Here is a 26,357-nt window from a genome sequence, read left to right on the forward strand (position 1 = left end):
TGTCGGAGGGGGCGGTGACCGTACGGACGAGCACGGGGATCGTCCCGCACCGGCGCGGGCCGCCACCAGGGCGGGTCTCGGCCAGTGCTCAGTCGCCGGCGGGCGATCCGCAGCAGCCGCCCAGGGCGAGTTGGCGGGCGACGGCCCGCCACGCGTCGCCGGGAGCCGGGGCCGGTACGCGCCCGCTGAACTCCGCGAGGAGCGCGGCGCGTTCGTGGACGACCGAGCCGCGTACGGCCGCGCGGGTGCGGATCAGGTCCGTGAAGTCCGCGAACGGGTTCCCGTCGACGACGGTGAGGTCGGCGAGCTTGCCCGGTTCGACGGTCCCGAGGTGCCCGTCGACGCCGAAGACGCGGGCGGGGGTGCGGGTCACGGTGGTCAGGGCCTCGGCGGGGCTCATGCCGAAGCGGTGCAGGGCGCGCAGGGCCAGGTGGAGGTGGAGTCCGACGGGGGTGAGCGGCGCGTCGGTCCCCAGGGCCAGCAGCGCGCCGCCGCGCAGGGCCCGCCGGTAGACGTCGACCTCCCGCTCCAGGGCGGTGAGTTGTTCGGCGGTGGGCGGTTGCCCGGCCACCGCCTCGACGGTGGTGACGTCCCACGGTGGCATCAGGGTGCGCACCCGGGGGTCGGCGGCGGCGCCGGGGTCCAGCCCGAGCAGCGGCAACGCGGTGAAGGGGGTGGCGATGAGGTGGAAGCCGCCGCGTGTGTAGAGCTCCAGGGTGTCCTGGTAGGTGTGCCCCTGCGGGGTGGCGCCGTGTCCGGCCTCGGCGCGCTCGGTGGCGACCAGGTGGGTGGTCAGGTCCTGCCCCGTGTGGATGCCGGCCGCGCACAGGTGCGAGCCCGCCGGGACCCCGAGCCCGTGGGCGAAGCGGGCGGCCTCGGCCATCTGTGGGTAGGGGGCGCGGACGTAGGTCTTGACGAAGTCCCAGTCGAGGGCGGCGGCGCGGGCCAGCGAGCGGGTGAAGCCCTCCGGGGTGCGGTGGGCGCGGCCCATGCTGTAGGCGACGCGGGAGCCGTCCAGGAGTTCCCCGCCGGCCAGCAGCCGGGGCGCGGCGAGCCGGCCCGCCAGGATGTCGTCGCGCACCCTGGCCTGCTCGTACGCCGAACCGCCGAGGGAGACCGCCGTGGTGATCCCGTAGGCCAGCAGCGCGGCGCCTTCGCGGGCGCCGTAGGTGTCGAGGTACGGGTGGATGTGCGCGTCCCACAGGCCCGGCAGGACGGTGGCGTCGGAGGCGTCGATCGTGCGGCCGGCGCGGCGGCGCACTCCGGGCCGGTGCGCTTCGATGGCGGTGATCCGGCCACCGCTGATCAGGATGTCCACGTCGGCGCGGGGCGCGGCCGCGGTGGCGTCCCAGAGGAGGCCGGCGCGTACGACGGTGTCCACGGGGGTCGGGCGGCGGTGGCTCAGCGCCACCGGCACGCTGCGGGCCGGTCCGGTGGGCGCGGCGGCCGCGTCGAGGCCGAGGAGGCGCAGGCGGGCGCCGGACTGGTAGAGCAGCGTACGGGAGTCTCCGGACCAGGAGGGGTGGTCGGCGGGTTCGTCGGTGAGGCGGCGGGGCGGGCCGTCCGGGGTGCCGTCGGGGGTGACGGGCAGCAGCCACAGGGCGGATTCGGCGATGCAGGCGAGGTGGCGCCCGTCGGGCGACCAGACGGGGCCGGAGGCGTAGCGGTCGGACAGGGAGCTGTGCGGGGCCAGGGCGTGGAGGCGGTCGGCGCCGGTGCGGGAGTCGACGATCCGGATCAGGTTGTAGCCCTCGCGGAAACGGCGGCTGAGCCGGTTGCGGTCGCACAGGGCGAGGTGGCGTCCGTCGGGGGACCAGCTCGGCGGGCCGGGCAGTCCGCCGCCGCCCAGGGCCGTGACCAGGACGGTTTCCGTGCCGGTGGCCAGGTCGCGCACGAGGAGGCGGCCGGAGAGGTCGAGGCAGGCGAGGCGGGTCCCGTCCGGTGAGAGGCGGCCGTGGACGCGGCCGCCGGGGGCGAGGACGCGGTCGGCGCCGCCGGTCAGGTCGCGGCGGCGGACGGCGTTCAGGCCGTCGCGGTCGTCGGTGTAGAGCAGGGCCGCGCCGTCGGGGCTCCACGTCGGCCCCTGGACGTAGGTGGTGGCGGCGGCCCGCACGATCCGGCGTGGTGCGCCGCCGGTCAGGGGCGCCACCCACAGCGCGTTCAGGGCGGCGAAGGCGACGCTGCGGCCGTCGGGTGACAGGGCCGGCAGGTGGACGGCCCGCAGGGGGCGGTCCCGTTCGGCCTCCAGGACGTGGTCCTTGGCCCGGTAGCGGGGGCGGCGGACGTCGAGGCCGGCGTCGAGGGGAAGGACGCGGCCGGTGTGGTCCCGGTGGGGGCGGATGAGGCGGAACCGGCCGTCGAGGGTGATCAGCAGCTGCTCGTCGCCGGCCCAGCGCGGCGGCGCGGGCGCGAGGTCTCCGTCGAGCTCGACGCCGCGGCCGTCGACGACCAGCGTCAGTTTTTCGGCCTTCCGGGGGCCGGGGAGGGCGAGGAGCCAGGCCGTGCGGCCGGCCGGGGAGACGGCGGGGGCGAGCAGCCGGCCTTCGGCCGCGGTGTGTTCCACGCGGACGGGCGCGGGGTCGGAGGCGTCGGCCGCGACCGAGGCGAGGGTGCGCGCGACGAGGGTCTCGCCGGCGACGGTGGCGCGGACGAACAGCACCCGGGACCCGTCGGGGGACCAGGTGGGGTCGAAGTCCTCCCAGGCGCCGTCCTGTCCGGGCCCGGTCTGCCCGGGGAGGCCGGTGAGGCGGCGGACGCGGCCGTCGCGGACCCGTACGGTCCAGATCCGGTACGGGCTGCCCGCCACCGGGTCGCCGCCGCGTTCGGAGCAGAAGGCGAGCGTGGCGCCGTCGGGCGACCAGGCGGGCGCGCGGTGGTCGAAGGGGCCGTCGGTGAGGCTGCGCAGGCCCGAACCGTCGGCGTTCATGAGCCAGATGTGGAACGTGCCGTCGCGGTAGGCGCTCATGGCCACCCGGCGGCCGTCGGGCGACAGGACGGGGCGGGTCGGCTCCAGGTCGGGCGGGGTGAGCGCCCGCGCGGGCGAGCCGTCGCCGGGCAGCTCCCAGAGGGTGCCCTGCACTTCGGCGACGAAGCGGTCGGCGCCGGGGGTGGTGGTGGCCGCGCCGTTCGTGGCGGCGGTGAAGCGCAGCCGGACCCGATCGCCGTCGACGGACGCCGCCCCGGGCGCCGTCCGGGGCGCCGTCCCGGACGGCCCCGCCGCTCCCGTCGGCGCGTCGGCGCCCGCCGGGGAGGCCCCCACCAGCGTCGCGGCCGTACCGGCCGAAGCCGCCCGCAGTACCGTCCTCCGTGCCATCGCCACGCCGGTCCCTCGTCTCCGTGCGTCGTCCACCCGTGTCGGCGGGGTCAACGAGCGGTGCGCGGACCGGCAACGGCCGCTCAGCCGGTGGCCGGAGCCTTCGGCAGGCGGGATTCCTCGGCGGCGGCCGCGGCGAGGACGCTGTCGAGCAGGTCGGGGTAGAGCGCCTGGAGGTCGGCGCGGCGCAGCCCGTTCATCTTGGCGGTGCCCCGGTAGGTCTGGCGGATGACCCCGCTCTCGCGCAGGACGCGGAAGTGGTGGGTGGTCGTGGACTTCGTGACCGGCAGGACGAAGTACGAGCAGGCCAACTCGGCCTCCGAGGCGGCGAGTTCACACACGATGCGCAGCCGGATCGGGTCGGAGAGGGCGTGCAGGACGCCCTCCAGCCGGATCTCGTCCCGTTCGGGGTGGGCGAGGGCACGGGCCGTGTCACGCTCCGTCATGGTCAGCTCCGCTCCATAGGTGGGTCCATCGTACGAGAACCGTCGTAGGACCGGCTGTGCGACGGCGGTGTACGGCCCGGGGCGGGGGTGGCGGCCCCGGGCCGTACGGCGCTCACCAGGAGCGGTGGTACGGGTTCGGAACGGGGATCTCGGCGCCCAGTTCCCGGGCGGCCCGGCGGGCCCAGTAGGGGTCCCGCAGGAGTTCCCGGCCCAGCAGGACGGCGTCGGCCTCGCCGTTGGCGAGGATCTTCTCCGCCTGCTCGGGTTCGGTGATCAGGCCGACGGCGGCGGCGGGCAGGGTGGTCTCGGCCTTGACGCGGGCCGCGAAGGGCACCTGGTAGCCGGGGCCGACGGGGATCTTCACGTGCGGGGCCAGGCCGCCCGTGGAGACGTCGAGCAGGTCGACGCCGTGCTCGCGCAGCAGGTCGGCGAGCCGGACGGTCTCGTCGGCCGTCCAGCCGTCCCCGTCCAGCCAGTCGGTGGCGGAGATCCGGAAGAACAGCGGGAGTTCCTCGGGCCACACCGCGCGGACGGCGTCGACGACCTCGACGGCGAAGCGGGTGCGGTTCTCGAAGGAGCCGCCGTAGGAGTCGGTGCGCCGGTTGCTGTGCGGGGAGAGGAACTCGCCGATGAGGTAGCCGTGGGCGCCGTGGATCTCCAGCACCTCGTAGCCGGCGGCGAGCGCGCGCCCGGCGGCGGCCGCGAACTGGTCCGTGATCTCGCGGATCTCCTCGACGGTGAGCTCGTGCGGCACCGGGTGGCCCTCCGCGAAGGGCACGGGGCTCGGGGCGCTGGGCAGCCAGCCGTCGCCGTCGGGGCCGACGGGGGCGCCGCCCTTCCAGGTGCGGTCGGTGGACGCCTTTCGGCCGGCGTGGCCGATCTGAATGCCGGGGACCGAGCCCTGGGCCTTGACGAAGGTGGTGATCCGGCGCAGCGCCTCGACCTGGGTGTCGTTCCAGATGCCGAGGTCGTAGGGGCTGATGCGGCCCTCCGGGGAGACGGCGGTGGCCTCCTGGATGATCAGGCCGGTGCCACCGGTGGCGCGGGCCGCGTAGTGGGTGAAGTGCCAGTCGTGTGCCACGCCGGCGTTCGGGCCGAAGGCCTCGGCGCTGTACTGGCACATCGGGGCCATCCAGATCCGGTTCGGGATGGTCACCGAGCGGAGGGTGTAGGGCTGGAACAGGGTGGCGAACGCGGCGGGCGCAGCACTCATGGCAGGACTCCAGATGTCACCGGACACGCACCGGGGATCGGCGCTAAGTACGAGAGACACCGTACTACGAAATCTCTCGTAGTACGAGAGATCCCGTACAAAGAAGGTCGTCGCCCGTGTGCCGCGCCGTCGCGTTGTCGGCGGTCGGGTGCACACTGGCCCAAAAGGCGCAGCGATGAACCGTGTGGGCTCGAACGTCCGGAGGTATCGGCCATGACCGATCTGCTACTGCTCGCGGGGACCCGTAAGGGGCTGTTCATCGGCCGGCGGCGGGGGGATGGTCCGTGGGAGTTCGACGGCCCGCACTTCAACGCCCAGGCCGTGTCCGCCGTCGCCATCGACCGGCGCGGGCCGACGCCGCGCCTCCTCGTTGGTGGGGACAGCGCGCACTGGGGACCGTCCGTCTTCACCTCGGACGACCTGGGCGCGACCTGGCGGGAGCCGGCCGCGCCCGCCGTGAAGTTCCCGCAGGACACCGGCGCCTCCCTGGAGCGCGTCTGGCAGCTGCACCCGGCGGGCCCCGAGGCCCCCGACGTGGTGTACGCCGGTACGGAACCGGCCGCGCTGTTCCGCTCGACCGACCGGGGCGAGTCCTTCGAGCTGATCCGCCCGCTGTGGGAGCATCCGACCCGCTCCGCGTGGGTGCCGGGCGGCGGCGGCGAGGGCCTGCACACGGTGATCACCGACCCGACCGATCCGGACGCCGTGACGGTGGCCGTCTCCACCGCCGGCGTCTTCCGCACCCTGGACGGCGGCAAGAGCTGGACCCCGTCCAACCACGGCGTCTCGGCGGTGTTCCTGCCGGACCCGCGACCGGAGTTCGGCCAGTGCGTCCACAAGATCGCCCAGGACGCGGGGAACCCGGACCGGCTGTACCTCCAGAACCACTGGGGTGTCTACCGCAGCGACGACGCCGGGGCCGAGTGGACCGACATCGGCGCCGGGCTGCCCTCCGACTTCGGGTTCGCCGTCGCCGCCCACCCCCATCACCCCGACACCGCCTACGTCTTCCCCCTCAACGCCGACTCCGACCGCGTCCCGGCGGAGCACCGCTGCCGGGTCTTCCGCACCCGGGACGCGGGCGCCGACTGGGAACCGCTCTCCCGGGGCCTGCCGGACGAGGACCACTACGGCACCGTGCTGCGCGACGCCCTGTGCACGGACGACGCGGACCCGGCGGGCGTCTACTTCGGCAACCGCAACGGCGAGCTGTACGCGAGCCACGACGACGGCGACAGCTGGCGACTCCTGGCCGGGCACCTGCCGGACGTCCTGTGCGTACGGGCGGCCGTCCTGAGCTGAGCCGAGCCCAGCCCAGCCGATCCCAGCCCAGCCGAGCCGAGCCGAGCCGCCGCCCGACCGAGGCGGATTCCGCTGTCGGTGTGGGCCAGTAGAGTGATCAACCATGGCAGCACGACCGTTGAACGAGATCGTCGAGCCGGGCTGGGCCCGTGCTCTGGAGCCGGTGGCCACGCAGATCGCCGCGATGGGCGACTTCCTGCGCGCCGAGATCGCGGCGGGCCGCACCTACCTCCCGTCGGGGGCGAACGTGCTGCGCGCGTTCCAGCAGCCCTTCGACGAGGTGAAGGTGCTGATCGTCGGACAGGACCCGTACCCCACCCCGGGGCACGCGATGGGCCTGTCCTTCTCGGTCGCGCCGGACGTGCGGCCCGTGCCGCCGAGCCTGGACAACATCTTCCGCGAGATGCACACCGACCTCGGGCTGCCCCGTCCCGCCAACGGCGACCTGACGCCGTGGACACGGCAGGGCGTGCTGCTGCTCAACCGCGCGCTGACCACCGCGCCCCGCAAGACCGGCGGCCACCGGGGCAAGGGCTGGGAGGCGGTCACCGAGCAGGCCATCCGCGCCCTGGCCGCGCGCGGCACGCCGCTGGTGTCGGTGCTGTGGGGGCGCGACGCCCGCAACCTGCGGCCGCTGCTGGGCGAGCTGCCGGCGGTGGAGTCCGTCCACCCCTCCCCCATGTCCGCCGGGAACGGCTTCTTCGGCTCGCGGCCCTTCAGCAGGGTCAACGAGCTGCTGGCGCGTCAGGGAGCACAGCCCGTCGACTGGCGCCTGCCCTCAATCGGTTGAACCGTATATGACATGGAACGCGGACATTCACCGGATAAATACGGACAGATACCGCCTGACCAGGCCCTGCCCGAACACCCCGTTCCGATAACCCAGTAGCATGCGGCGCCATGAGCTCCCCCACTGGGCCCGCAAACGGCCTGCCCGTACGAATGCCGCGACCCCGCCAGACCGGGCGGCACCGCCGGCCCGAGCCCGCGGTGGCGCCCGAGGGCGCCCCCGCGCTGGTGCTCGCCGTGCCCGGTGCCCCCTCGGCCGCCTCGCGAGGGCTCGCGGAAGAGATCCTCAGCATCGGCCGCTCCGAGCTGCCCGGCCTGGACGCCCGCATCGGCTACCTGGAGGGTGACGACTCGGAGGGCTCCGAGTTCCCCTCGCTCTCCGGCGTGCTGACGGCCGTCGCCGACGAGCGGAACGCGCGCGCGGAGTTCGCCCGCGCGACCGGCCAGGAGGTGCCCGCGCCGACCGGCCCGGACGCCGTCGTGGTACCCCTGCTGGCCGGCCCGGACGGCGATCTGCTGCGCCGGGTGCGCCAGGCGCTGATGGACTCCTCCGCCGCCGCCGAACTGGCCGACGTACTCGGCCCGCACCCGCTGCTCGCCGAGGGCCTGCACGTGCGCCTGTCGGAGGCCGGGCTGGCCCGCGCCGACCGGGCCCGCCTGTTCACCGTGGCCACCGCCGCCGACGGCATCATCCTGGCCACCACCGGTGGCGAGGAGGCCGTCCAGGCCGCCGGGATCACCGGCATGCTGCTGGCGGCCCGCCTCGCGGTGCCCGTCATCGCCGCCGCGCTGGACCAGGAGGGTTCGGTGGCCGCCGTCGCCGCCGAGCTGCGCGGTTCCGGATCGACGCAGCTGGCCCTGGCGCCCTACCTGATCGGCCCCGAGGCCGCCGACGGGCTGCTGGACACCGCCTGCAAGGAGGCCGACTGCGCCGCGGCCGAGGTGCTCGGCGCCTACCCGGCCCTCGGCAAGCTCGCCGTCGCGCAGTTCAGCGCCGCCCTCGGGATCAGCCTGAACGCCGCCGCGCACTGACGCACCTCTACGACGAGGGCCCGCACCCGTGACGTCCGGGTACGGGCCCTCGTAGCGTGTCGGGGCCCGCACCCTCAGCCGAACACCACGCAGGTCGCGGCGGGCACGGGGAGGGCGCCGGAGCGGCGCGGCCGGCCGCTCTCGGGGTCCACGTCGAACCAGACGACCTCCCCGGAGCGTTCGTTGGCCGCGTAGAGCCGGCGCCCCGAGGGGTCGACGGCGAGGTCGCGCGGCCAACTCCCGCCGCTCGAGGTCGTGTCCGTGAGCCGGGGCAGCGTCGGGTCCGCGGTGAGGGAGAAGGTGGCCAGGGTGTCGGTGCCTCGCACGGCCACCCACAGGAAGCGGCCGTCCGGCGCGGCGACGACCGCCGAGGGGTAGGCCCGTACGCCGTCCGGAGCGCCCTCGGGGGCGAGCGGAACCTCGCGGAGCGGTTCCAACAGCCCGGCGTTCGCGTTCCAGCGGCAGACGGTCAGCTGCGGCTCCAGCTCGTGCAGGACGTAGACCACCGCGCCCGAGGGGTGGAAGGCCAGGTGGCGCGGTCCGGTCCCGGCGCGCAGCGCGACCTCGGCGCGCACGCGGAGCGCGCCGTCGGCCGGGTCGAGCGCGCAGACCCGTACGGAGTCGGTGCCGAGGTCCACGCTCAGCACCCAGCGGCCGGTGGGGTCGGGCACCACCTGGTGGGCGTGCGGGCCCTCCTGCCGGGCCGCGTCGGGGCCGGCGCCGGTGTGGGCGAGGACGGTGGCCGGGCCCCGCGGGGTTCCTTCGGCGTCGAGGGGCAGGCTGCTGACGCTGCCGGACGTGTAGTTGGCGGTCAGCAGGCGCGAGCCCGCGAGCGCGATGTGGGTGGGGCCGGAGCCGGCGACGGGGACGGCGGGGCCCAGCGCGGCGAGTCCCCCGGCGGTGGTGCGGAAGGCCCCCACCGCCCCTTCGTCGCTCTCGCTGACCGCGTAGAGCACACCGCTGCTTCGATCCAGCGCCAGGTACGAGGGGTCCGGCAGGGTGCCGGTCACCGCGAGCGGGGTCAGCGCCCCGGTGACCGGATCCACGGTCGCGGTGAGGACACCGCGGCCGCCCCCCGAGGTGAACGAGCCGATGTAGGCCCGGTGTCCGCCGCTTCGGCTCGTACCTTCGGTACCGTCCGTCCTGCCCGCGCCGTTCACTGGTGCCCCTCTCTCCGCCGTCCCGGATCCTGCCGGAGACGGTAACAGAAGGTCTAGACCAAGTCCCGTCCCTTGGCCCGCTCCTGGGCCCCGACGTGATGCACGTAAGCCGTGGTGCTGGGACGGTCCTCGAACGTCCGGTGGAAGACCGGGGTCGCGGATCCGGAGATCGGCGGGACGATCCAGGACCAGTCGGCTCCCACCTCGCGCCCCTTGCGCTCCTCGCGCTCCAGGTGGTTCAGGAAGCGCCGGGACTCGGTGTGGTGGTCGGCGATGGTGACCCCGGCCCGGTCGAAGGAGTCCAGCACCGCCCGGTTGAGCTCGACCAGCGCGCGGTCCTTCCAGAGGGAACGGTCGCTGGAGAGGTCCAGGCCCAACCGGCGGGCGACGGCGGGCAGGAGGTTGTAGCGGTCGGTGTCGGCGAGGTTGCGGGCGCCGATCTCGGTGCCCATGTACCAGCCGTTGAAGGGCGCGGCCGGGTAGTGGATGCCTCCGATCTCCAGGCACATGTTGGAGATGGCCGGGACCGCGTGCCAGCGCAGGTCCCAGTCGGACCAGTCGTCGTGCGCGTCGGGGTGGCGGATCGGCACCTCCAGCACGGCGTCCGCCGGGGTGTCGAACCACCGGGGCTTGTCGTTCACGCCCTGGACCACCAGCGGGAGGAGATCGAAGGGGGTGCCGGCGCCGCCCGACCAGCCGAGCCGCAGGAGGGCCTCGGTGAGCGGGGCGTTGCGGGCGTCGCCGACGGTGACGGAGGGGTGGTCGCCGTAGCCGGCGTAGCGCACCAGCTGCTCGCTCCAGATCAGCGGCCCCGGGCGATCGGGGGCGTCGGGGGCGAAGACGGTGATGGTGGGGCGGACACGGCCGCCGTTGGTGGCCTCCCGCAGGTGCTCGAAGCACTCGTCGGCGATCTCCGAACCCTCGGTCAGCTCGCGGCGGTCGCGGACCCGCAGGGAGTTCCAGTAGAGCCGGCCTATGCAGCGGTTGCTGTTGCGCCAGGCGACCCGGGCGCCGTGGACCAGCTCCTCCGGGGTGTGGCGGTAGGTGCCGGTCTCCGCGAGCTCGGCCCGTACGGCGGCCAGCCTGGCCCTCGGATCACCGGCTTCCCGGTTCTCCCGATGGAAGAGCCGGATGAACTCCTCGGCTTCCTCCCACACCTGAGCGGCGTCGGAGTGCTGTTGAAGTGTTTCCATCCCGGGCGGTTACCCCCTGTCCGACCAGATCCACCCTGTACATGCCGGATGAATGTGCAATGAACAATCACCCGTTGTACATGCCGCAGGTCAGCGCTGCGGGGATGCGAGGGCCGGAGTACACGTCCGAGTGGTCTTCACCTGTCGGCCTGCGGAGGGGGTCGCAGCCGACGTATCATCCCCGCCCGTCCGGGAGTTGGGGCCCGCTACGACCCCGTCCCCGACGGTACCTCCGGAGGCTTCCTAGGCGTCGACCAACGGGGACGGGCGGGAGCTGTGGAGGGGGTGGGCCAGGGCGGTGAGGGCGCGTTCCAGGCCGTGGAGGTGGGCCAGGGCGGGACCGGCCTCGGGGGCGTGCGGGAGGGGCTCGGGCGTGGGTGCGGGGGCGCCCGCGGTGAGGGCTTCGACGGCGGCCTCGACGCGCCAACAGGCGGCGGCGAGGCGGGCGTCGTGGGAGGCGTCCGGGTCGGCGGCGACGGCGACGAGTCCGCGTACCTCGCGGGAGCAGTCGTCGAGCAGGGCGATCACCTCGCGGGCGCGGGCCTTGCGGGCGCGGAAGGGGCTCAGCGGGTGGACGAGCGGGGCGAGCGCCATCCGGACGCGGGCGAGCAGGGCCTCCAGCTCGGCGGCGTGCGGGCCGGGGTCGGCGGTCGGGGAGCCGGCGAGGCGGGCGGTGGCCTCGGCGGTCGCGGCGTGGACGCGGCGCAGGGCCCGCTGGATCCAGGCGTCGTTCGTGGCGTGGGTGGTGACGGGCAGGACGAGGACGACGGCGAGGGCGGCGCCGAGCGCGCCGACGGCCGTCTCCTCGAAGCGCAGGAGCAGCAGGCCGGGGTGCAGGACGCCGAGGAGGCCGTACAGGAGTCCGGCCATGACGGTGACGAAGAACATCATCCAGGAGTAGGAGGGGGCCGCGGTGTAGAAGATGCCGAAGACGCAGACGGCGACGAGCGCGGCGGTGGGCGCGGGCGCCCCGTGCAGCGGTACGGCGATCAGCAGTCCGGCGGCGATGCCGATCACGGTGCCCAGGACCCGGCGGAAGCCCCGCACCAGGGTCTCGCCGCGCGAGGCGGTGTTGACGAAGATCCACCAGGCGGTGCCGACGGCCCAGTACCAGCGGTCCTCGGACAGGGCCTGGCCGATGGCCAGGGCGAAGCCGCAGGCGGCGGTGGCCTGGAAGGCCTGCCGGGTGGTGGGCCGGCCGAGTCCGGTGCCGGGCAGGGCGGGCGGGGCGGGGGCGGGCGGGGTGCGGCGTTCGATGGGCCAGAGGAGGAAGCGGACGGCGCCGGAGGCGAGCAGGGCCAGTCCGACGGCGGCGTACAGCTCGGGCAGCTGGGCGGGGAGGGCGTGCAGGAACTGGGTGACGAAGAACATCATGAAGCCGAAGATCCCGAGGGCGTGGCCGCGCGGCCCCCAGCGGCGGGCGTAGACCCCGGCGAAGACCACGGCGAGGAAGGCCGCGTCGCGGACGGGCGGCATCCCGTGCAGGGTGGTCGCGAGCGCCAGGACGGGGAAGCCGGCGGCGGGCAGCAGGGCGGTGGTCACCCGCTGGGCGCGGACGGTCGGGTCCATGACGGTGAAGAGGGCCAGCAGGGCGGCGAGCCCGCCGGTGATGGAGGCGGTCAGGGAGAGTCCCGCCAGTTCGGAGACGGCGACGGCGAGCCCCACGCCGACGACGGCGCGAGCCGAGTTCCTGAGCCTCAGGCGCCCCGGATCCGGAGCCACGAACATCCTCTTCACGGCGGTGTGCCGCCCCCCTTGCGATGGAGCACGCCGGGCCGCCTGCCGCCCGGGGTGGTGGGCGGTGTCGGGGCACGGCGAAGGCGCCACGGTTGGAGCGGCCTCGTTGCCGTCCGGCGTGGCGCCGTAAGTACATGGATACTGCACAGATAAGCATCCGGGGTGCGTTGGCTCAAGTGAGCCGGTAACAGGTGGGCCATTGGCCCAGCGGTACGAGCCATCCGTGGGCCAGGGCGGGCCAATGGAACGCCCACGTACCCGGCCCGGGTCGTGCGCGCCTGACCCGCAACCGACTCCCGCCGCGTACGGACCGCCGGGCGTGCTGCACAATCGGCCTTTCGGCACGATCAACGGGGGACGGCGGCGGCATGCGCGTGGTGGGGAACAGCGGAACGATCCGACGGGTGGCGGGCCTCGCCGCCGTCGCGGCCCTGGCGGTCGGTACGGCCGGATGCGCGGGGGGCGCGGGGGGCGCGGGCGGCGACCGGGCCGAAGCGGGTGCCGGTGCGAGTGCCGGTGCGAGTGCGAGCGCGGCCGCGAGCCCCTCGGCGAGCCCGAGCCCCGTCGGCATCCCGGGACCGGGCGCGGACCGGCTGAAGGAACTCCTCCTGACGCCCGCCACCCGGGTCGGCCGCTACGAGGTCTCCGAGCCCGTGCTCGACGAGCCCTTCAGCGAGATCTACGAAGCCACCCCGGCGCACTGCACTCCCCTGACCACCCTGGGCAAGGCGGGCCACACCGCGCAGGCGTACGGCTCCGTACGGGTCCCCGACAAGCCCCTCGACGTGAGCACCGCGATCCTCCTGCGCTCCTACCCGCACGAGAGCGCCGCCAAGGCGGCCATGGCCTCACTGGCGGAGGCCGGCAAGAGCTGCGCGGGCGGTTACACCGAGGACCGCGCGCTGGCCGAGGCCAAGGTGCTGCGCGTGGAGGAGGTCAACGCGCCCGCGATCGGCGACGAGGCCCGCGCGTACCGGATCGTGACGCGGGACGTGAAGGACGAGAAGATCTCCCTGTACCAGTACTTGACGCTGGTGCGCTCGGGTTCGGTGACCCTGTCCTTCGATTCCGACCACATCGCGACGACCGACTTCGGCGGGGTCCCGCAGGAGATCGTCACCGCCCAGTGGGAGAAGTTCGCCAAGGGCGGCGCGTCCTAGGACTCCTCCTCGGTCGGGACGCAGAGGACCGGCACCCGGGACAGGTGCAGGAGCTTGTGCGGGGTCGAGCCGAGGAGGGCGCCGCGCAGGGGGCTGTCGCCCCAGCTGCCGACGATGATGACCCGGCCCCCGTGGCGTTCGGCGGCGTCGAGCAGGGCCTGGGCGGGCTTCTCGTCGACGACCTCGACGGTCGAGGGGACGCCCGCCTCGTCGGCGGCGGCGACGGCCCGCGCCAGGGCGCTGCGGCCGGCCTGGCGGACGGCTTCCTGGTGGGCCCGGTACTCCTCGCCGCCGCCGCCGGGCGCGGCGGCGCCGTAGACGAGGACCAGGGGTTCGCCGAAGGCGGCGGCCACCTCCAGGGCGACCCGCAGGGCGCGTTCGGCGCCGGGTGATTCGTCGTATCCCAGGACCACGGACATCGGGTCTCCTCGGCTCTCCCGGTCATCGGCTTCCGGCTCGTCGGCTCGTCGGCTGCGGGGTCGGTCAACTCTTCCTGCGGTGGACCAGCGCCGGATCGACCACGCCGCGCCGCTCCCGCCAGAACCGGCCGTCGCGGATCCGCCAGAAGCACATGAGGAGCACGCCGACGACGGCGATGCCGATCCCGATGACGAGCGGCGGTCCGAGCCCGAACCAGGAGACGCCGCTCGCGGAGTTCTCCGGGTTCGACATGTCGTGGACGGACTCCACCAGCAGCCAGGCCAGCAGGCCGGCTCCGACGAGCGGGCCGACGCCGATCAGCAGCAGGTTGTGCGGGCTCTCCAGCAGGTGGCGGCGGTAGTACACGGCGCAGGCCAGGCCGGTGAGCGCGTAGTAGAAGGCGATGAGCAGGGAGAGCGCCGTCAGGGAGTCCAGCAGGGCGTTCTCGCTGATGCGGTTGACGACGAGGTACCAGCCGATGGCGATGACGGCCACCCACCACGTGCTGACGTCCGGGGTGCGGAAGCGGGGGTGGATGTGGGCGAGGTGCGGGGGCAGGGCGTGCCGGCGGGCCATGGACAGGGCGGTGCGGGAGGCGGGGATGATCGTCGTCTGGGTGGAGGCGAGCGCGGAGGTGCACACGGCGAGGAGCACCATCCAGTCCCAGCCGGCCATGACCTCGTGGGCGAGGACGGCGAAGACGGCCTCCTCCTCGGCGGCGTTCGCGGCGAGGAACTCGGTGCCCGCGTAGGCGACGACGGCGTAGCCGACGGACAGGTAGGTGACGAGCAGGACGATGGTCGACCAGATGCCGGCCTTGCCGGGGGCGGTGGCGGAGTCGTGGACCTCCTCGGTGAGGTTCACGGCCGATTCCCAGCCCCAGTAGATGAACACGCCGAGCAGCAGGCCGCCGGTGAGGGCGGTGCCGCCGGCGCCGAAGGGGTTGAGCCATCCGAGGGAGGGGGTGGTTCCGTCGAGGGTGCTGGTGCCGGCGTAGACGCGGTAGAGCGCGACGACGGCGAAGACGAGCAGGAAGAAGACCTGGGCGAGGATCAGGACGTCCTGGACCCGGGCGGACATCTCGGTGCCGATGACGCAGACGGCCGTCATGGCGAGGATGACCACGACGGTGAGGCCTTGGCGGACCCATGCGCTGGCGGCCCAGTCGTCGAGGCCGGCGGCGAGGAGCCCGAAGTGGACGGCGACGTCGGCGAGGGAGCCGATGACCAGGACGCCGGTCATGGCGATGGCCCAGCCGCCGAGCCAGCCCGCCCAGGGGCCCATGGCCCGGGTCACCCAGGAGAAGGTGGTGCCGCAGTCCTGGTCGACCCGGTTCAGGTAGTAGAACGCGGCGGCGATCAGGAGCATCGGTACGAACGACGCCAGCATCACGCCGGGCGCGTAGAGGCCGGCGAGGGCCACGATGGGGCCGATGACGGCGGCCAGCGAGTACGCCGGCGAGGTGGAGTTCAGGCCGATGACGAGCGCGTCGAGGAAGCCGATCGCGTCGGCCTTCAGGCCCGGTTCGGCCTCGGGCGGGGGCGTCGGGTCGGCGAGGCCCCGACCGGGCCCGTCGGCGCCGGCGTCGTCGTCCATGTACGCATCGTCGGGCACGCGGCCCCGCCGCGCGAGGCGGGGCCGCCGGACGGTCGCTTCGGTGCTTTCAGTCGATGGCCTGGGCGAAGCGGAAGAAGCGGTGCGGGTCGTAGGTCCGCTTGACGCTCTGGAGGCGGGCGTAGTTGCGACCGTAGTAGGCCTCGCGCCAGTTGGTGAGCGCCGGGTCCATGTAGTTCTGGTACGAGCGCCGGCTGGAGCGCGGGTACAGGCTCGCGTACCCGCCGTCGACCCAGGCCTGGGCGCGTTCGCGCTGCTCGCGGGCCGGCTCGGGGACGGCGAGCCCGACCTGGAAGCCCGCTTCGAACAGCACGTCGCGGTGGACGAAGGCGGTGGCGCCGGGGGCGACCTCGTTGATCCGGCCGCCGTAGGAGAAGAGCCCCAGGAAGCGGAACTGGCCGGGCTGCGGGTCGGTGTGCAGGACGGCGAGGGCGGCCTCGGCGGTGGCGCGGCTCCACCGCTGGTTGAAGTAGACGTTGCGGTAGGTGGCGTAGTTCTCGCGGGGCAGCCGGGCGCGGGGCGAGTAGCCGATGCGGTGGCACTCCTCGACGGCGGCGTCCCCACAGCCGTAGACCTTCATCATGGCCTGCTGGTACGGGAGCTCCGCGACCTCGCGGCTCGCGCTCGGCCGACCGGCGGCCCGGACGAGCCGGTCGAGGTGACGGTCGGCGATGGCCCGCGCGCCCAGGTAGGCGCCGGAGACGACAACGGTCGGCGCGGTGCCCTCGGGGGAGTCCTCGGGGAGCAGGACGAGCAGCTCGGAGGCCAGTTCGCGGGGGCCTTCGGTGATCCAGTCCTGCCAGGCGAGGATCACGTCGACGGCGTGGGCCCCGTCGAAGGTGAGGGTGTACACGCTCATGGAGGGCACTGATACGGGGCGCAGCTCGATGTCCGTGACCACGCCGAAGTTGCCGCCGCCGCCCCCGCGCAGGGCCCAGTACAGGTCGGGGTGGGAGTCGGCGGAGGCGTCGACGATCGAGCCGTCGGCGAGGACGACCCGGGCCGAGACGAGCCGGTCGCTGCCCATGCCGAAGGCGCGGGCGGTCAGTCCGAGCCCGCCGCCCTGGACCCAACCGCCGACGGCGACGGTGGGGCAGGTGCCGGAGCCGAGCTGGAGGCCGAGGGGGGCCAGGGTGTTCAGGATGTCGACGCCCTGGCTGCCGGGGCCGAGGCGGACGGTGCCGCGACCGGGGCGGATGCTGTTCAGCCGGGACACGTCGATGACGAGGCCGGTGGTGGTCGAGTAGCCGGCCTGGCTGTGGCCGCCGCTGCGGACGGCGGTGGGCAGGCCGTGGTCCTGGGCGAAGCGGACGCAGTGGACGACGTCGGCGCTGTTGGCGCAGTAGGCGACGGCCTGCGGGCGGATCACGTCGTAGCGGGCCATCTGGAGCTGCTTGGCGTGGTCGTAGCCGGGATCGGCGGGGAGGATCAGGTCGCCGGTGAGGCGGGCGCGGAGGGTGTCGAAGGGGGCGGGGCCGCCGGCGAAGGCGGCGGGGACGAGGGCCACGCCGGAGGCGGCGAGGGCGGTGACGCCGGTCGCTGCGCCGGCTCTGAGGACGGTGCGTCTGCTGATCATGCGGGGATCTCCGGTTCGGGAAGTCAGGGAAGTCAGGGAAGTTCGGGGGGTTCGGGAAGTTCGGGGGGTTCGGGAAGTTCGGGGTTTCGGGGGGCCGGCTCAGGCGGTGGCGGCCGGGCGGCGGGTGCGGAAGGCGGGGTCGGCCTGGCGCAGCAGTTCGTCGGCGTCGTCCAGCGGGGGACGGATCCACTCACTCGTGAGGGTCCGCTTGAGGGTCTTGGCCTCGGCTCCGGTGAGCCGTACGGTGCGCTCCCAGCCGGTGGTGGACACGGCGCCGGCGTCGCCGAGGTCCAGGGTGGTGACGTAGGGGGCGGGGGCGAACGGCAGCGGTTCGGCGCCCGTCAGGCTCGCGGCGGCGTTGTGTCCGGCGTGTTTGCCGAGCGGGATCGCGTACTGGCAGCTCGGCAGGGTGAGGTGCCCGGAGTCGGCGCGCGCGGCGGCGGTGTCGCCGGCCGCGTACACCCCGGGGACGCCGCGCACCCGGAGGAACTCGTCGACCTCCAGGCGCCCCAGCGGGTCGCGGGGGGCCGGGAGCAGGGTGGTGAGCGCGCTCGCGCGGACCCCGCCGGTCCACACGACGGTACGGGCGGACAGCCGGGTTCCGTCGGACAGGACGGCGGCGTCGGGTTCGACCCGGGCGAGCGAGGTGCCGAGCCGGGTCTCGACGCCGAGGGTGTCGAGCGCCCCGGCGATGACCGGGCGGGGGCCTTCGCCGAGGCCGGGCGCGAGGGTGTCGGCCCGTTCGAGCAGGACCACGCGGACCTCGGCCTCGGCCCCGTGCGGGGCGGCGAGCGCGCGCAGGCGGCCGACGAGTTCGGTGGCCGTCTCCAGGCCGGTGAAGCCGGAGCCGACGACCACGGCCGTGTACCGGCCGGGCCCCGCCGGACGGGCGGGCAGACCGCGCAGGTGGGTGTCGAGGGCGGTGGCGGAGTCCAGGGCGTCCACGTCGAACAGCAGCTCGGCTCCGGGCAGGGTGGGCCGTACCAGGCGGCTGCCGCTGGCCAGGACGAGCCGGCCGTAGCGCAGGGTCAGGGCGCGGCCGTTCGCGTCGAGGGCGGTGACGCGGCGCCCGGCGGGGTCGATGCCCGTCACGGTCGCGGCGGTGCGTCGCACCCCGACCGGGTCGAGGACGCGGCCGAGCGGGACGCGCAGGGTGTGCGGGTCGGCTTCGTAGAGGCGCGGGCGCAGGACGAGGTCGTCACCGGGGCTGATCAGGGCGACGGAGTGCTCCCTGCCTGCCGCGCGCAGGGCCCGGACGGCCCCGGCGGCGGCCCATACGCCGGCGAAGCCCCCGCCGACGACGAGGATGTCCGGCACCGGCTCAGCCTTCCGCGCGGGCGAGCGCCGGGGCGGCGGGCCGGGTGATCCGGTCCAGCAGGGCGTACGCGTCGTCCACGGCCGCGGCGGCGGTGGGGTCGGCGGCGTCGGCGGCGGGTTCCGTCAGCAGGGGCAGCAGGGAGGCCAGCAGGGCGGCGAGGCGGCCGTCGTTCTCGAAGAGGAACGTCATGGCGCCCTCGGCGAGCGCGGCGCGGACGCGGGGCGCGGTGAGGGCGCCGTCGCCGGCGGCGGCGGTGAGCAGCAGCTCGCAGAGGCGGCGTTCGAGGGACGTGGGCGCCCAGTGGGCCGCCTCGATGTCGTGGCGCAGCGCCCGGGTGAGGGCGCGGGCATGCTGGGGCGCGTGGGCGTGCCGCGGTGCGTGGGCAGGGTGGAGGACGGCCGGCTCCGCGGGCGCGGGGCGGGTCGTCGCGGGAACGTGCTGGGTCATGTCGGCCAGCGTGCGGGGCCGCGCGCAGGGCATGACCAAGAACCGGCAAGGCGACGGCTTGAATTCGACTACGGGGTCTCCGCGGTGTCGACGGCGAAGTGCAGGGCGGTGATGGTCAGTCCGTGTCGGTGGTAGAAGCGGTGGGCCCGTTGGTTGGTGACTCCGGAGTCCAGCTCGATCCGTACGCAGTCCAGGGCGCGGGCCAGTGACTTCAGCTCGTCCAGCAGCCGCTCGCCGATGCCGCCGGAGCGCAGGGCGGGATCGGTGACGAGGTCGTCGACGAACAGCACCCGGCCCCGGCTGGTGGCGAGGGCGCGGTGGCCGGCCACGCCCAGGCAGCGGCCCGACTCGTCGTAGGCGGCGGTGAACTCCAGTCCCTGCGCCTGGGCTTCGGCGCTGAAGCGGGCGAAGCCGTCGGCGTCGAGCGCCGGCCGCAGGGTCCTGATGAGCGGGCCGACGTCGGAGCCGATCCTGGGGTCGCCGGCGGGGAGCCGGCGCAGGGTCACGGACGTGGTCATGGCGGCAGGCTACGAGGGCCGGCCGGACCGCCGGTGGAGTGCGGACGGCGTACGACTTGACGTGTCCCGGCGGGACTTGACGGAAGCCGGCCGGCCGCCGAGGCCGCCGGAGCGGTGAGGTGACACACCAGCGGCGAGGAGGTGACGGACCTCGGGCGTTGATCGCCTCCGGCCGCCTCGGGCCCCTCGTCCCCCACCAGACTCCGGGGCATGCGAGCTGCCTACATAGATGAACTCGGCCCTCCTGACGTCATCCGCCACGGCGAACTGCCCCCGCCCGTGCCGGGTGACGACGAGGTGCTGGTCGACGTCGAGGTCACGGCCGTCAACCACGTGGACACCTTCGTGCGTTCGGGCGCCTGGCGGACGCCGGTGCCGTTCCCCTTCGTCATCGGGCGCGACCTCGTGGGCACCGTCGTGGCGGCCGGTCCGGGAGCGCCCGGGTTCGCGCCGGGCGACCGGGTGTGGTGCAACAGCCTGGGCCACGCGGGCCGTCAGGGCGCGGCGGCCGAGCGGGTCGCCGTACCCGTGGACCGGCTCTACCACCTGCCGGCGGGCGTCGACGCGGTCGACGCGGTGGCGCTCGCGCACCCGGCGGCCACCGCCCACCTGGCGTTGTTCACGCACGGCCGGGTCCGGTCCGGTGAGACGGTGCTCGTCCTGGGCGCCGCCGGGAACGTGGGCAGCGCGGCGGTGGTGATGGCCGCGCGGGCGGGTGCCCGGGTGATCGCGGTCGCGTCCGGGCGGGACGCGGCGTACGTCCGCTCGCTCGGTGCGAGCCACGCCGTCGACTACCGGGCGGACGACGTGCCCGCGCTGATCCGGGAGGTCGCGCCGGACGGGGTGGACCTGCACATCGACACCTCGGGGCGCAACGACCTGGAGACGGCGGTGGACCTGCTGGCCTCGCGCGGCCGGATCGTCATCCTCGCGGGGCTGCGCACCCGTCCGGTGCTGCCGGCCGGCGCCCTGTACCTCCAGGACCGTTCGGTGCACGGCTTCGCCATCTCCCATGCCCGTGCCTCGGAGCTCGCCGACGCGGCGGCGAACATCAACCGGCTGCTGGCCGAGGGGGTGTTGAAGCCGCACGCGACCGAGGTCCTGCCGCTGAGCGAGGCGGGGACGGCCCACCGTCGGCTCGACGCCGGCGAGGTGCGCGGAAAGCTCGTCCTGCGTGTGGCCGACCCCCTTTGAGCATTTCGTTCGCTTCCGTAATACAGGGCCCCGAGCGAACGGACCTGACGGATCTCTTTTCGCATCGTTGACCGACCCCGATCGACAAGGACAGGATTTCAGCCATGACGAACATCATCGAAACCTCCCCGCTTTTCGAACTCGACGCCCGCATTCACGTGAAGGCCACCCCCGAAGAGGTGTACGCGGTCGTCAGCGACCTGCCGCGCAGCGCCGAGTGGAGCCCGGAGTGCATGGGCGGCGAGTGGATCTCGGGTGAGCCCTCGCAGGTGGGCTCCATCTTCCGCGGCGAGAACCTCCGCAGCGAGCAGGTCGTCGCCTGGGCCCCGCTGGTGCGCGGCACCTGGTACACCGACGCGCGGGTCACGGCGGCCGAGCCCGGCCGGACCTTCCGCTGGATGATGCTGACGCACGCGCAGGAGGACCAGGAGAGCATCTGGGGCTTCGACGTCGAGGCCGACGGCGAGGGCACGACGCTCACCCACCACTTCCGCATGGGCAAGGCCACCGCCGGCATCCACAAGATCGTCGCCGACCTGGACGAGGACGGTCGCAAGCGCTTCGTGGAGGACTGGACGGCGAAACTGGAGAAGGACCTCGACGCCACTCTCCTCCGGATCCGGGATGTCATCGAGAAGGGCTGACCGAACGACCGGACGAGAGAATCGCAAAGAATTCACCATCGGGAATTCAGGACGAGAGAGTGACGGATGTTTCTCCAGCGCATAGGTAACAAGGGAATTCGCCTCGGCACGCTGTTCGATCGCGCGGCCGCCCGGCACCCCGGCAATTTCGTGATCCTCGATCACGACCTCGACATCGCACCGGCCTTCGGTCGGCGGGCCACGCTGACCGAGGTGGCCGAGCTGGTGGCCGAACTGGCCTCCCGGCTCTGGTCGGTCGAGGTCCGCCCCGGCGACCACGTCGTGGTGCACAAGGGCGACGGCTTCGACATCACGCTCCTGGCCTGCGCCATCGCCCGGATCGGCGCGATCCCGGTGCTGCTGTCGCCCAAGCTCGACGGCGCGACCGTCGCCGAACTGCTGCGCCGGGTGGGGCGGCCCTTCCTGGTGACCGACCAGGAGAAGCTGGAGAACTCGCTGCCGGACGAGGTCATGGGCCTGTCCCGGAAGGTCCTGCTCGCCTCCGGCGACTTCGCCGGCGCGACCGCGTTCGCGGCGCTGGCGGGGGCTCCCCGGGTGCCGGCCGTCAGCATGCCCGCCGACCACCCCACCCTGATCACGCACACCTCCGGCACCACCGGCACCCCGAAGCTCGCCGTGCACACCGGCACGAGCTTCCAGGCCCGCTACCGGCCGCAGGCGACGGTCGTCTCCACGGCCGTGCGGCGCAGCGAACCGATCGCCGTGCACGTGTCGTTCGTCCACTCGCGGATGTTCACGGCGATGCCCATCGCCGTACTCCAGGGACACCCCCTGATCGTGCTGCGCGACGACGACCCGGAGACGGTGGGCGAGATCTTCAGCCAGGTGCCGCCGGGCTTCATCGAGGCGCACCCCAACACGTTCCTGCGCTGGGAGGTGCTCGCCGAGGACCCGCGCCGGCCGCTGGCCAACGTCAAGTACTTCTCCAGCACCTTCGACGCGATCCACCCCCGGACCGTGAACCGGCTGCTCCAGGCCTCCGCCCGCAAGGGCCGCCGCTTCGCCCAGGCCTACGGCCAGAGCGAGGTCGGCCCGATCGCGGCCCGCACGTACTCCCCCAAGGACGGCGCCGACTTCAACGGCCGCTGCATGGGCGTGCCCTTCCCCGGCATGACGGGCGTACGGGTCGTCAGCCGCGACGGCAACCCGCCGGACCGGGACAACCCGGGCTGGATCGAGGTCCGCAGCGACGGCCGGATCATCAGCTACCTCGGCGAGCACGCCCGTTGGGAGAAGCAGGTCAACGACGGCTGGTGGCGCATGGGCGACGTCGGCTACCGCACCAAGTGGGGCTGCCTGCACCTGCTGGACCGGGAGGTCGACGAGATCCCCGGGGTCCGCAGCACCCTGGAGATCGAGGACAAGCTCTTCACCCGCGTGCCCGAACTGGTCGAGGTCATCATCATCCCCGGCCCCGACGGCACCGCCGTCCCCGTCGTGAGCACCCGCGACGACAAGCCGCTCGACGCGCGGGCCTGGAAGTCGGCCGTGGCCGACCTGCCGCCGCTGGCGGAGCCGGTGCAGTGGCGGCTGGAGGACCTTCCGCAGACGGCCACCACCAAGATCAAGCGCCTGGAGCTGGCCCGCCTGCTCGGCGACCGGGAAGCCACCCACTGACGCCTCGCGCACCGACGCGGGAAAAGGAGAACCCCGAATGACATCCGAGAAGAGCCGCATCGAGCTCGCCGTCATCGGCGCCGGGCCGCGCGGGTTATCGGTCCTGGAGCGGCTGATCGCCGCCGAACGGACGGCGCCCTCGCGCGAGGCCGTCGTCGTGCACGTCGTGGACCCGTCCGCCCCCGGCGCGGGGACCGTGTGGCGCACCGCCCAGTCCCGGCAACTGCTGATGAACACCGTCGCCTCGCAGATCACCGTGTTCACGGACCACAGCGTGCGCATCGACGGCCCCATCGAGCCGGGGCCGAGCCTGTACGAGTGGGCGCAGGGCCTCGCGCTGCTCGGCGACCGCGAGACGTACGACGAGGCCACCCTCGCCGAGGCCCGCCGGATGGGCCCCAACACCTACCCGACGCGCGCCTTCTACGGCACCTACCTCGCCGACTGCTTCCGCCGGGTCGTCGAGGGCGCCCCGGGCCACGTCACCGTGCACGTCCACCGCACCCGGGCCGTGGCCATGGCCGACACGCACGGCGTGCCCGGCGGCCCGCAGGGCGTGCGCCTGGAGGACGGGGTCCGGCTGAACTCCCTCGACGCCATCGTGATGGCGCAGGGCCACGTGGCGGCCCGGCTGACCAGCCGGGAGGCCCGGACGGCCAGCCTGGCCCGGATCCACCACCTGACGTACCTCACCCCGGCCAACCCCGCCGACCTCGACCTGAGCGGCATCCAGGCCGGCCAGAACGTCCTGTTGCGCGGTCTCGGCCTGAACTTCTTCGACCACATGGCCCTGCTGACGGCGGGGCGCGGCGGGGAGTTCGTCCGCGAGGGCGAGCGGCTGGTCTACCGGCCGTCGGGGCAGGAGCCCCGGCTGTACGCGTTCTCGCGGCGCGGGATCCCGTACCACGCGCGCGGCGAGAACGAGAAGGGCGCGCACGGGCGTTACCACCCGAGGCTGCTCACCCCGGAGTTCATCTCCGCGCTCAAGCGGGACGCCCGGGGCGGTACCCCCGTCACGTTCAGCGCCGACCTGTGGCCGCTGATCTCCCGTGAGGTCGAGAGCGTCTACTACGCCACCCTGCTGGCGCGGCGCGGACGGGACGCGGTCCACCGCGAGGCGTTCACCGAGGCCTACCTCGCGCTGGAGCCGGACGCCGATCCGGCGCCGTTGCTCGCCCGGCACGGGATCGCGCCCGAGGACCACTGGGACTGGGAGCGGCTGTCGCGGCCGTACGGGGACCGGGAGTTCACCGGCCGCGAGGACTTCACGGCGTGGCTGCTGGAGTACCTGGCGCGCGATGTCACGGCCGCGAAGGAGGGCAACGTCAACGGTCCCGTGAAGGCGGCCCTCGACGTCCTGCGCGACCTGCGCAACGAGATCCGGCTCGCGGTCGACCACGGTGGCCTGGAGGGCACCTCCCACCGCGACGACCTGGAGGGCTGGTACACGCCGCTCAACGCCTTCCTGTCGATCGGTCCGCCGGCCTCCCGCATCGAGGAGATGGCCGCGCTGATCGAGGCGGGCGTGCTGACCGTCCTCGGCCCCGGGGTGCAGGTGCGCATCGACACCACCGCCCAGCTGTACGTGGCGGAGTCCTCGGTGGTGCCCGGCCCGGCGATCCGCGCGACGGCGCTGATCGAGGCCCGGCTGCCGGAGCCGGACCTGCGGCGCACCGCCGACCCGTTGCTGCGTCACCTGCTCGACACCGACCAGGCGACCCCGTACCGCATCGAGGCGGTGCAGGGCGGCAGCTACGAGACCGGTGGACTGGCGGTCACGGAGCGACCGTTCCACATGGTCGACGCGCGAGGCCGGGCGCATCCGAGGCGGTTCGCCTACGGGGTGCCCACGGAGTCCGTGCACTGGGTGACGGCGGCCGGCATCCGGCCGGGCGTGGACTCGGTGACGCTCGGCGACTCGGACGCCATCGCCCGCGCGGTCCTGGCACTGCCCGCGGTCGCGCACGTGCCGGCGGGTCTGGCCCCGGTGGACGCCGGGACCGACCTCACCGGAGTGATCGTCTGATGCCGGGCGGCCAGGGCGGTACGGGTACCGCGGGCGGCCTGCGCCTCGTGGGCCCGACCGGGTCGACGGGGAACCCGGCCGGGAACCCGACCCGGAATCCGGTCGACCGTCCGAACGGGGGCCCGGCCGGGGCCGCTTCGGCGTCCGGTCCGGCCGTCGCCCCGGACTCGGGGCTGCTGTCGCCGGTCCGGGCCGGTACCCCCGTCGAGGCGGCGACCGGCGACCCGGCCTGGCTCCAGGCCATGCTGGACGCCGAGGCGGCGCTCGCCCGCGCGCAGGCCCGGCTCGGCACCCTGCCCTGGCCGGCCGCCGACGCGATCACGGAGGCGGCCCGCGCCGAACGCCTGGACCTGCGCGCCCTGGCCCTGGCGGCGCGGGAGACCGCGAACCCGGTCGTCGGGCTGGTCCGCGCCCTGACGGCGGTGGTCGCCGCCGACGCCCCCGAGGCCGCCGAGTACGTCCACCGGGGCTCCACCAGCCAGGACATCTTCGACACCGGGGCCATGTTGGTCGCGTTCCGCGCGCTGGCCCTCGTACGGGACGACCTGGAGCGCACCGCGAAGGCGCTGGCCGCCCTCGCCGGGGAGCACCGGGACACCCTGATCGCCGGCCGGACCATGGCCCTGCACGCCGTGCCGACCACCTTCGGGCTGAAGGCGGCGGGCTGGCTGCGGCTGGTCCGGGAGGCCGAGGAGCGGCTGACGCGGGTCCAGGAGCGGGGCCTGCCCGTCGCCCTGGGCGGCGCGGCCGGCACGCTGGCCGGGTACGTGCAGTACGCGGTGCTCGACGCCGCCGACGGCCCCGGCGGCCTGCACGAGCCGGGCTCCTACTACGACCGGCTCACCGCCGCGTACGCCGCCGAGACGGGGCTGTCCCGGCCGGTGCTGCCCTGGCACAGCCTGCGCACCCCGCTCGCGGACCTGGCCGCGGCGCTCGCCTTCACCGCGGGCGCCCTCGGCAAGATCGCCGTGGACGTGCAGGGGATGGCCCGGACCGAGGTCGGCGAGGTCGCCGAGCCGGGCGGCGTCGGGCGGGGCGGTTCGTCCGCCATGCCGCACAAGCGCAACCCGGTGCTGTCCACGCTGATCCGCAGCGCGGCCCTCCAGGTGCCGGCGCTGGCGGGGGCCCTGACGGCCTCCCTGGTGTCGGAGGACGAACGCTCGGCGGGCGCCTGGCACGCCGAGTGGCTGCTGCTGCGCGAGTGCCTGCGCCTGGTCGGCGGGGCCTCTTACACGGCGGCCGAGCTGGCGGAGGGCCTGGAGGTCCGGCCCGAGCGGATGCGCGCCAATCTGGACCTGACCGGCGGTCAGGTCGTCTCCGAGCGGGTCGCGGCCGTCCTCGCGCCCCGCCTGGGCAAGGCCGCCGCCCGGCGGCTGCTGGACGGGGCTGCCCGTACGGCCGCCGACGAGGGCCGGCCGCTGGCCGAGGTCCTCGCCGGCTCCGCCGAACTGGTGGGCGTCCTCGACCCCGAGGCCGTGGCCGCCCTGTGCGACCCGGCCGGGTACACCGGCGCGGCGGGCGCCCTCGTCGACCGGGCGCTGAGGCCCTGAGGCGCTGAGGCCCCGGGCGACCCTGAGGCCCCGCACGACCCGCCTGTGACCCGTCCCCACACGGTGT

The 26,357-nt window shown here is 74.3% G+C and carries 21 protein-coding genes; 9 read left to right on the forward strand and 12 right to left on the reverse strand.

The genetic code is table 11. From position 1 onward, the window contains the following. Positions 1 to 88: 88 nt before the first annotated feature. The 3 genes from M4D82_RS04855 to M4D82_RS04865 all read right to left on the reverse strand — a co-directional run bounded on the left by M4D82_RS04855 (position 89) and on the right by M4D82_RS04865 (position 4,972). A complete protein-coding gene (locus M4D82_RS04855; RefSeq protein WP_249764844.1) occupies positions 89 to 3,313 on the reverse strand; it encodes an amidohydrolase family protein in 3,225 nt (1,074 codons plus the stop codon). Positions 3,314 to 3,396: 83 nt separating this feature from the next. Continuing rightward, entirely contained in the window at positions 3,397 to 3,759 is a 363-nt protein-coding gene (locus tag M4D82_RS04860) for an ArsR/SmtB family transcription factor (RefSeq protein ID WP_249764845.1), read from the reverse strand. A 112-nt stretch (positions 3,760 to 3,871) separates the two neighbouring features. Further along, a complete protein-coding gene (locus M4D82_RS04865) occupies positions 3,872 to 4,972 on the reverse strand; it encodes an NADH:flavin oxidoreductase/NADH oxidase (RefSeq protein WP_249764846.1) in 1,101 nt (366 codons plus the stop codon). A gap of 213 nt (positions 4,973 to 5,185) precedes the next feature. On the opposite strand from M4D82_RS04865, the gene M4D82_RS04870 reads away from it, so the two are divergent. The 3 genes from M4D82_RS04870 to M4D82_RS04880 all read left to right on the forward strand — a co-directional run bounded on the left by M4D82_RS04870 (position 5,186) and on the right by M4D82_RS04880 (position 8,095). Further along, complete coding sequence (locus M4D82_RS04870) at positions 5,186 to 6,274, forward strand: WD40/YVTN/BNR-like repeat-containing protein (RefSeq protein WP_249764847.1); 1,089 nt, start codon at positions 5,186 to 5,188, stop codon at positions 6,272 to 6,274. Between the two features lie 103 nt (positions 6,275 to 6,377). After that, on the forward strand, positions 6,378 to 7,064 hold the full coding sequence (locus M4D82_RS04875; protein ID WP_249764848.1) for a uracil-DNA glycosylase: 687 nt from the start codon (positions 6,378 to 6,380) through the stop codon (positions 7,062 to 7,064). 110 nt (positions 7,065 to 7,174) lie between these two features. After that, complete coding sequence (locus M4D82_RS04880) at positions 7,175 to 8,095, forward strand: sirohydrochlorin chelatase (RefSeq protein WP_249764849.1); 921 nt, start codon at positions 7,175 to 7,177, stop codon at positions 8,093 to 8,095. Positions 8,096 to 8,169: 74 nt separating this feature from the next. Here the strand turns inward: M4D82_RS04880 and M4D82_RS04885 are convergent, their stop codons facing one another. From M4D82_RS04885 to M4D82_RS04895, 3 genes are all read right to left on the reverse strand, one after another. Beyond that, positions 8,170 to 9,255, reverse strand: coding sequence for a lactonase family protein (locus tag M4D82_RS04885; protein ID WP_249764850.1), 1,086 nt, complete (start codon positions 9,253 to 9,255; stop codon positions 8,170 to 8,172). Positions 9,256 to 9,308: 53 nt separating this feature from the next. Next, entirely contained in the window at positions 9,309 to 10,448 is a 1,140-nt protein-coding gene (locus M4D82_RS04890; RefSeq protein WP_249764851.1) for a nitric oxide synthase oxygenase, read from the reverse strand. A 243-nt stretch (positions 10,449 to 10,691) separates the two neighbouring features. After that, the gene (locus M4D82_RS04895) at positions 10,692 to 12,176 is read right to left on the reverse strand and encodes an FUSC family protein (RefSeq protein ID WP_249771469.1); all 1,485 of its coding nucleotides are present in this window, start codon (positions 12,174 to 12,176) and stop codon (positions 10,692 to 10,694) included. A gap of 377 nt (positions 12,177 to 12,553) precedes the next feature. Here M4D82_RS04895 and M4D82_RS04900 point away from each other — a divergent pair, with 377 nt between their 5' ends. After that, positions 12,554 to 13,345 carry a hypothetical protein gene (locus M4D82_RS04900; RefSeq protein WP_249764852.1) on the forward strand — a complete coding sequence of 264 codons (792 nt, stop codon included), beginning with the start codon at positions 12,554 to 12,556 and terminating at the stop codon, positions 13,343 to 13,345. Here the strand turns inward: M4D82_RS04900 and M4D82_RS04905 are convergent. From M4D82_RS04905 to M4D82_RS04930, 6 genes are all read right to left on the reverse strand, one after another. After that, positions 13,342 to 13,764, reverse strand: coding sequence for a universal stress protein (locus M4D82_RS04905; protein WP_249764853.1), 423 nt, complete (start codon positions 13,762 to 13,764; stop codon positions 13,342 to 13,344). The two genes, M4D82_RS04900 and M4D82_RS04905, sit on opposite strands and share 4 nt — an antisense overlap. Before the next feature lie 64 nt (positions 13,765 to 13,828). Continuing rightward, complete coding sequence (locus M4D82_RS04910; protein WP_249764854.1) at positions 13,829 to 15,361, reverse strand: APC family permease; 1,533 nt, start codon at positions 15,359 to 15,361, stop codon at positions 13,829 to 13,831. 67 nt (positions 15,362 to 15,428) lie between these two features. Further along, positions 15,429 to 16,955, reverse strand: coding sequence for an FAD-binding oxidoreductase (locus M4D82_RS04915; protein ID WP_249764855.1), 1,527 nt, complete (start codon positions 16,953 to 16,955; stop codon positions 15,429 to 15,431). Between the two features lie 99 nt (positions 16,956 to 17,054). Then, a complete protein-coding gene (locus M4D82_RS04920) occupies positions 17,055 to 18,272 on the reverse strand; it encodes an NAD(P)/FAD-dependent oxidoreductase (RefSeq protein WP_249764856.1) in 1,218 nt (405 codons plus the stop codon). Between the two features lie 4 nt (positions 18,273 to 18,276). Continuing rightward, positions 18,277 to 18,720, reverse strand: coding sequence for a hypothetical protein (locus M4D82_RS04925; protein WP_249764857.1), 444 nt, complete (start codon positions 18,718 to 18,720; stop codon positions 18,277 to 18,279). A gap of 68 nt (positions 18,721 to 18,788) precedes the next feature. Beyond that, positions 18,789 to 19,238, reverse strand: coding sequence for a GNAT family N-acetyltransferase (locus M4D82_RS04930; protein ID WP_249764858.1), 450 nt, complete (start codon positions 19,236 to 19,238; stop codon positions 18,789 to 18,791). A 210-nt stretch (positions 19,239 to 19,448) separates the two neighbouring features. Here M4D82_RS04930 and M4D82_RS04935 point away from each other — a divergent pair, with 210 nt between their 5' ends. The 5 genes from M4D82_RS04935 to M4D82_RS04955 all read left to right on the forward strand — a co-directional run bounded on the left by M4D82_RS04935 (position 19,449) and on the right by M4D82_RS04955 (position 26,290). Continuing rightward, complete coding sequence (locus M4D82_RS04935) at positions 19,449 to 20,432, forward strand: NADPH:quinone reductase (RefSeq protein ID WP_249764859.1); 984 nt, start codon at positions 19,449 to 19,451, stop codon at positions 20,430 to 20,432. A gap of 104 nt (positions 20,433 to 20,536) precedes the next feature. Next, positions 20,537 to 21,076 (forward strand): SRPBCC family protein, encoded by a 540-nt coding sequence (locus M4D82_RS04940; RefSeq protein WP_249764860.1) that lies wholly within the window; start codon positions 20,537 to 20,539, stop codon positions 21,074 to 21,076. A gap of 66 nt (positions 21,077 to 21,142) precedes the next feature. Further along, entirely contained in the window at positions 21,143 to 22,714 is a 1,572-nt protein-coding gene (locus M4D82_RS04945; RefSeq protein ID WP_249764861.1) for a class I adenylate-forming enzyme family protein, read from the forward strand. Positions 22,715 to 22,751: 37 nt separating this feature from the next. Continuing rightward, entirely contained in the window at positions 22,752 to 24,740 is a 1,989-nt protein-coding gene (locus M4D82_RS04950) for an FAD/NAD(P)-binding protein (RefSeq protein WP_249764862.1), read from the forward strand. After that, positions 24,740 to 26,290 carry a nitrosuccinate lyase gene (locus M4D82_RS04955; RefSeq protein WP_249764863.1) on the forward strand — a complete coding sequence of 517 codons (1,551 nt, stop codon included), beginning with the start codon at positions 24,740 to 24,742 and terminating at the stop codon, positions 26,288 to 26,290. The genes M4D82_RS04950 and M4D82_RS04955 overlap by 1 nt, the downstream gene beginning before the upstream one ends. The last annotated feature ends 67 nt before the right edge of the window (positions 26,291 to 26,357 follow it).

The sequence above is a fragment of the Streptomyces sp. RerS4 genome (genome assembly GCF_023515955.1).
Lineage (GTDB): Bacteria > Actinomycetota > Actinomycetes > Streptomycetales > Streptomycetaceae > Streptomyces.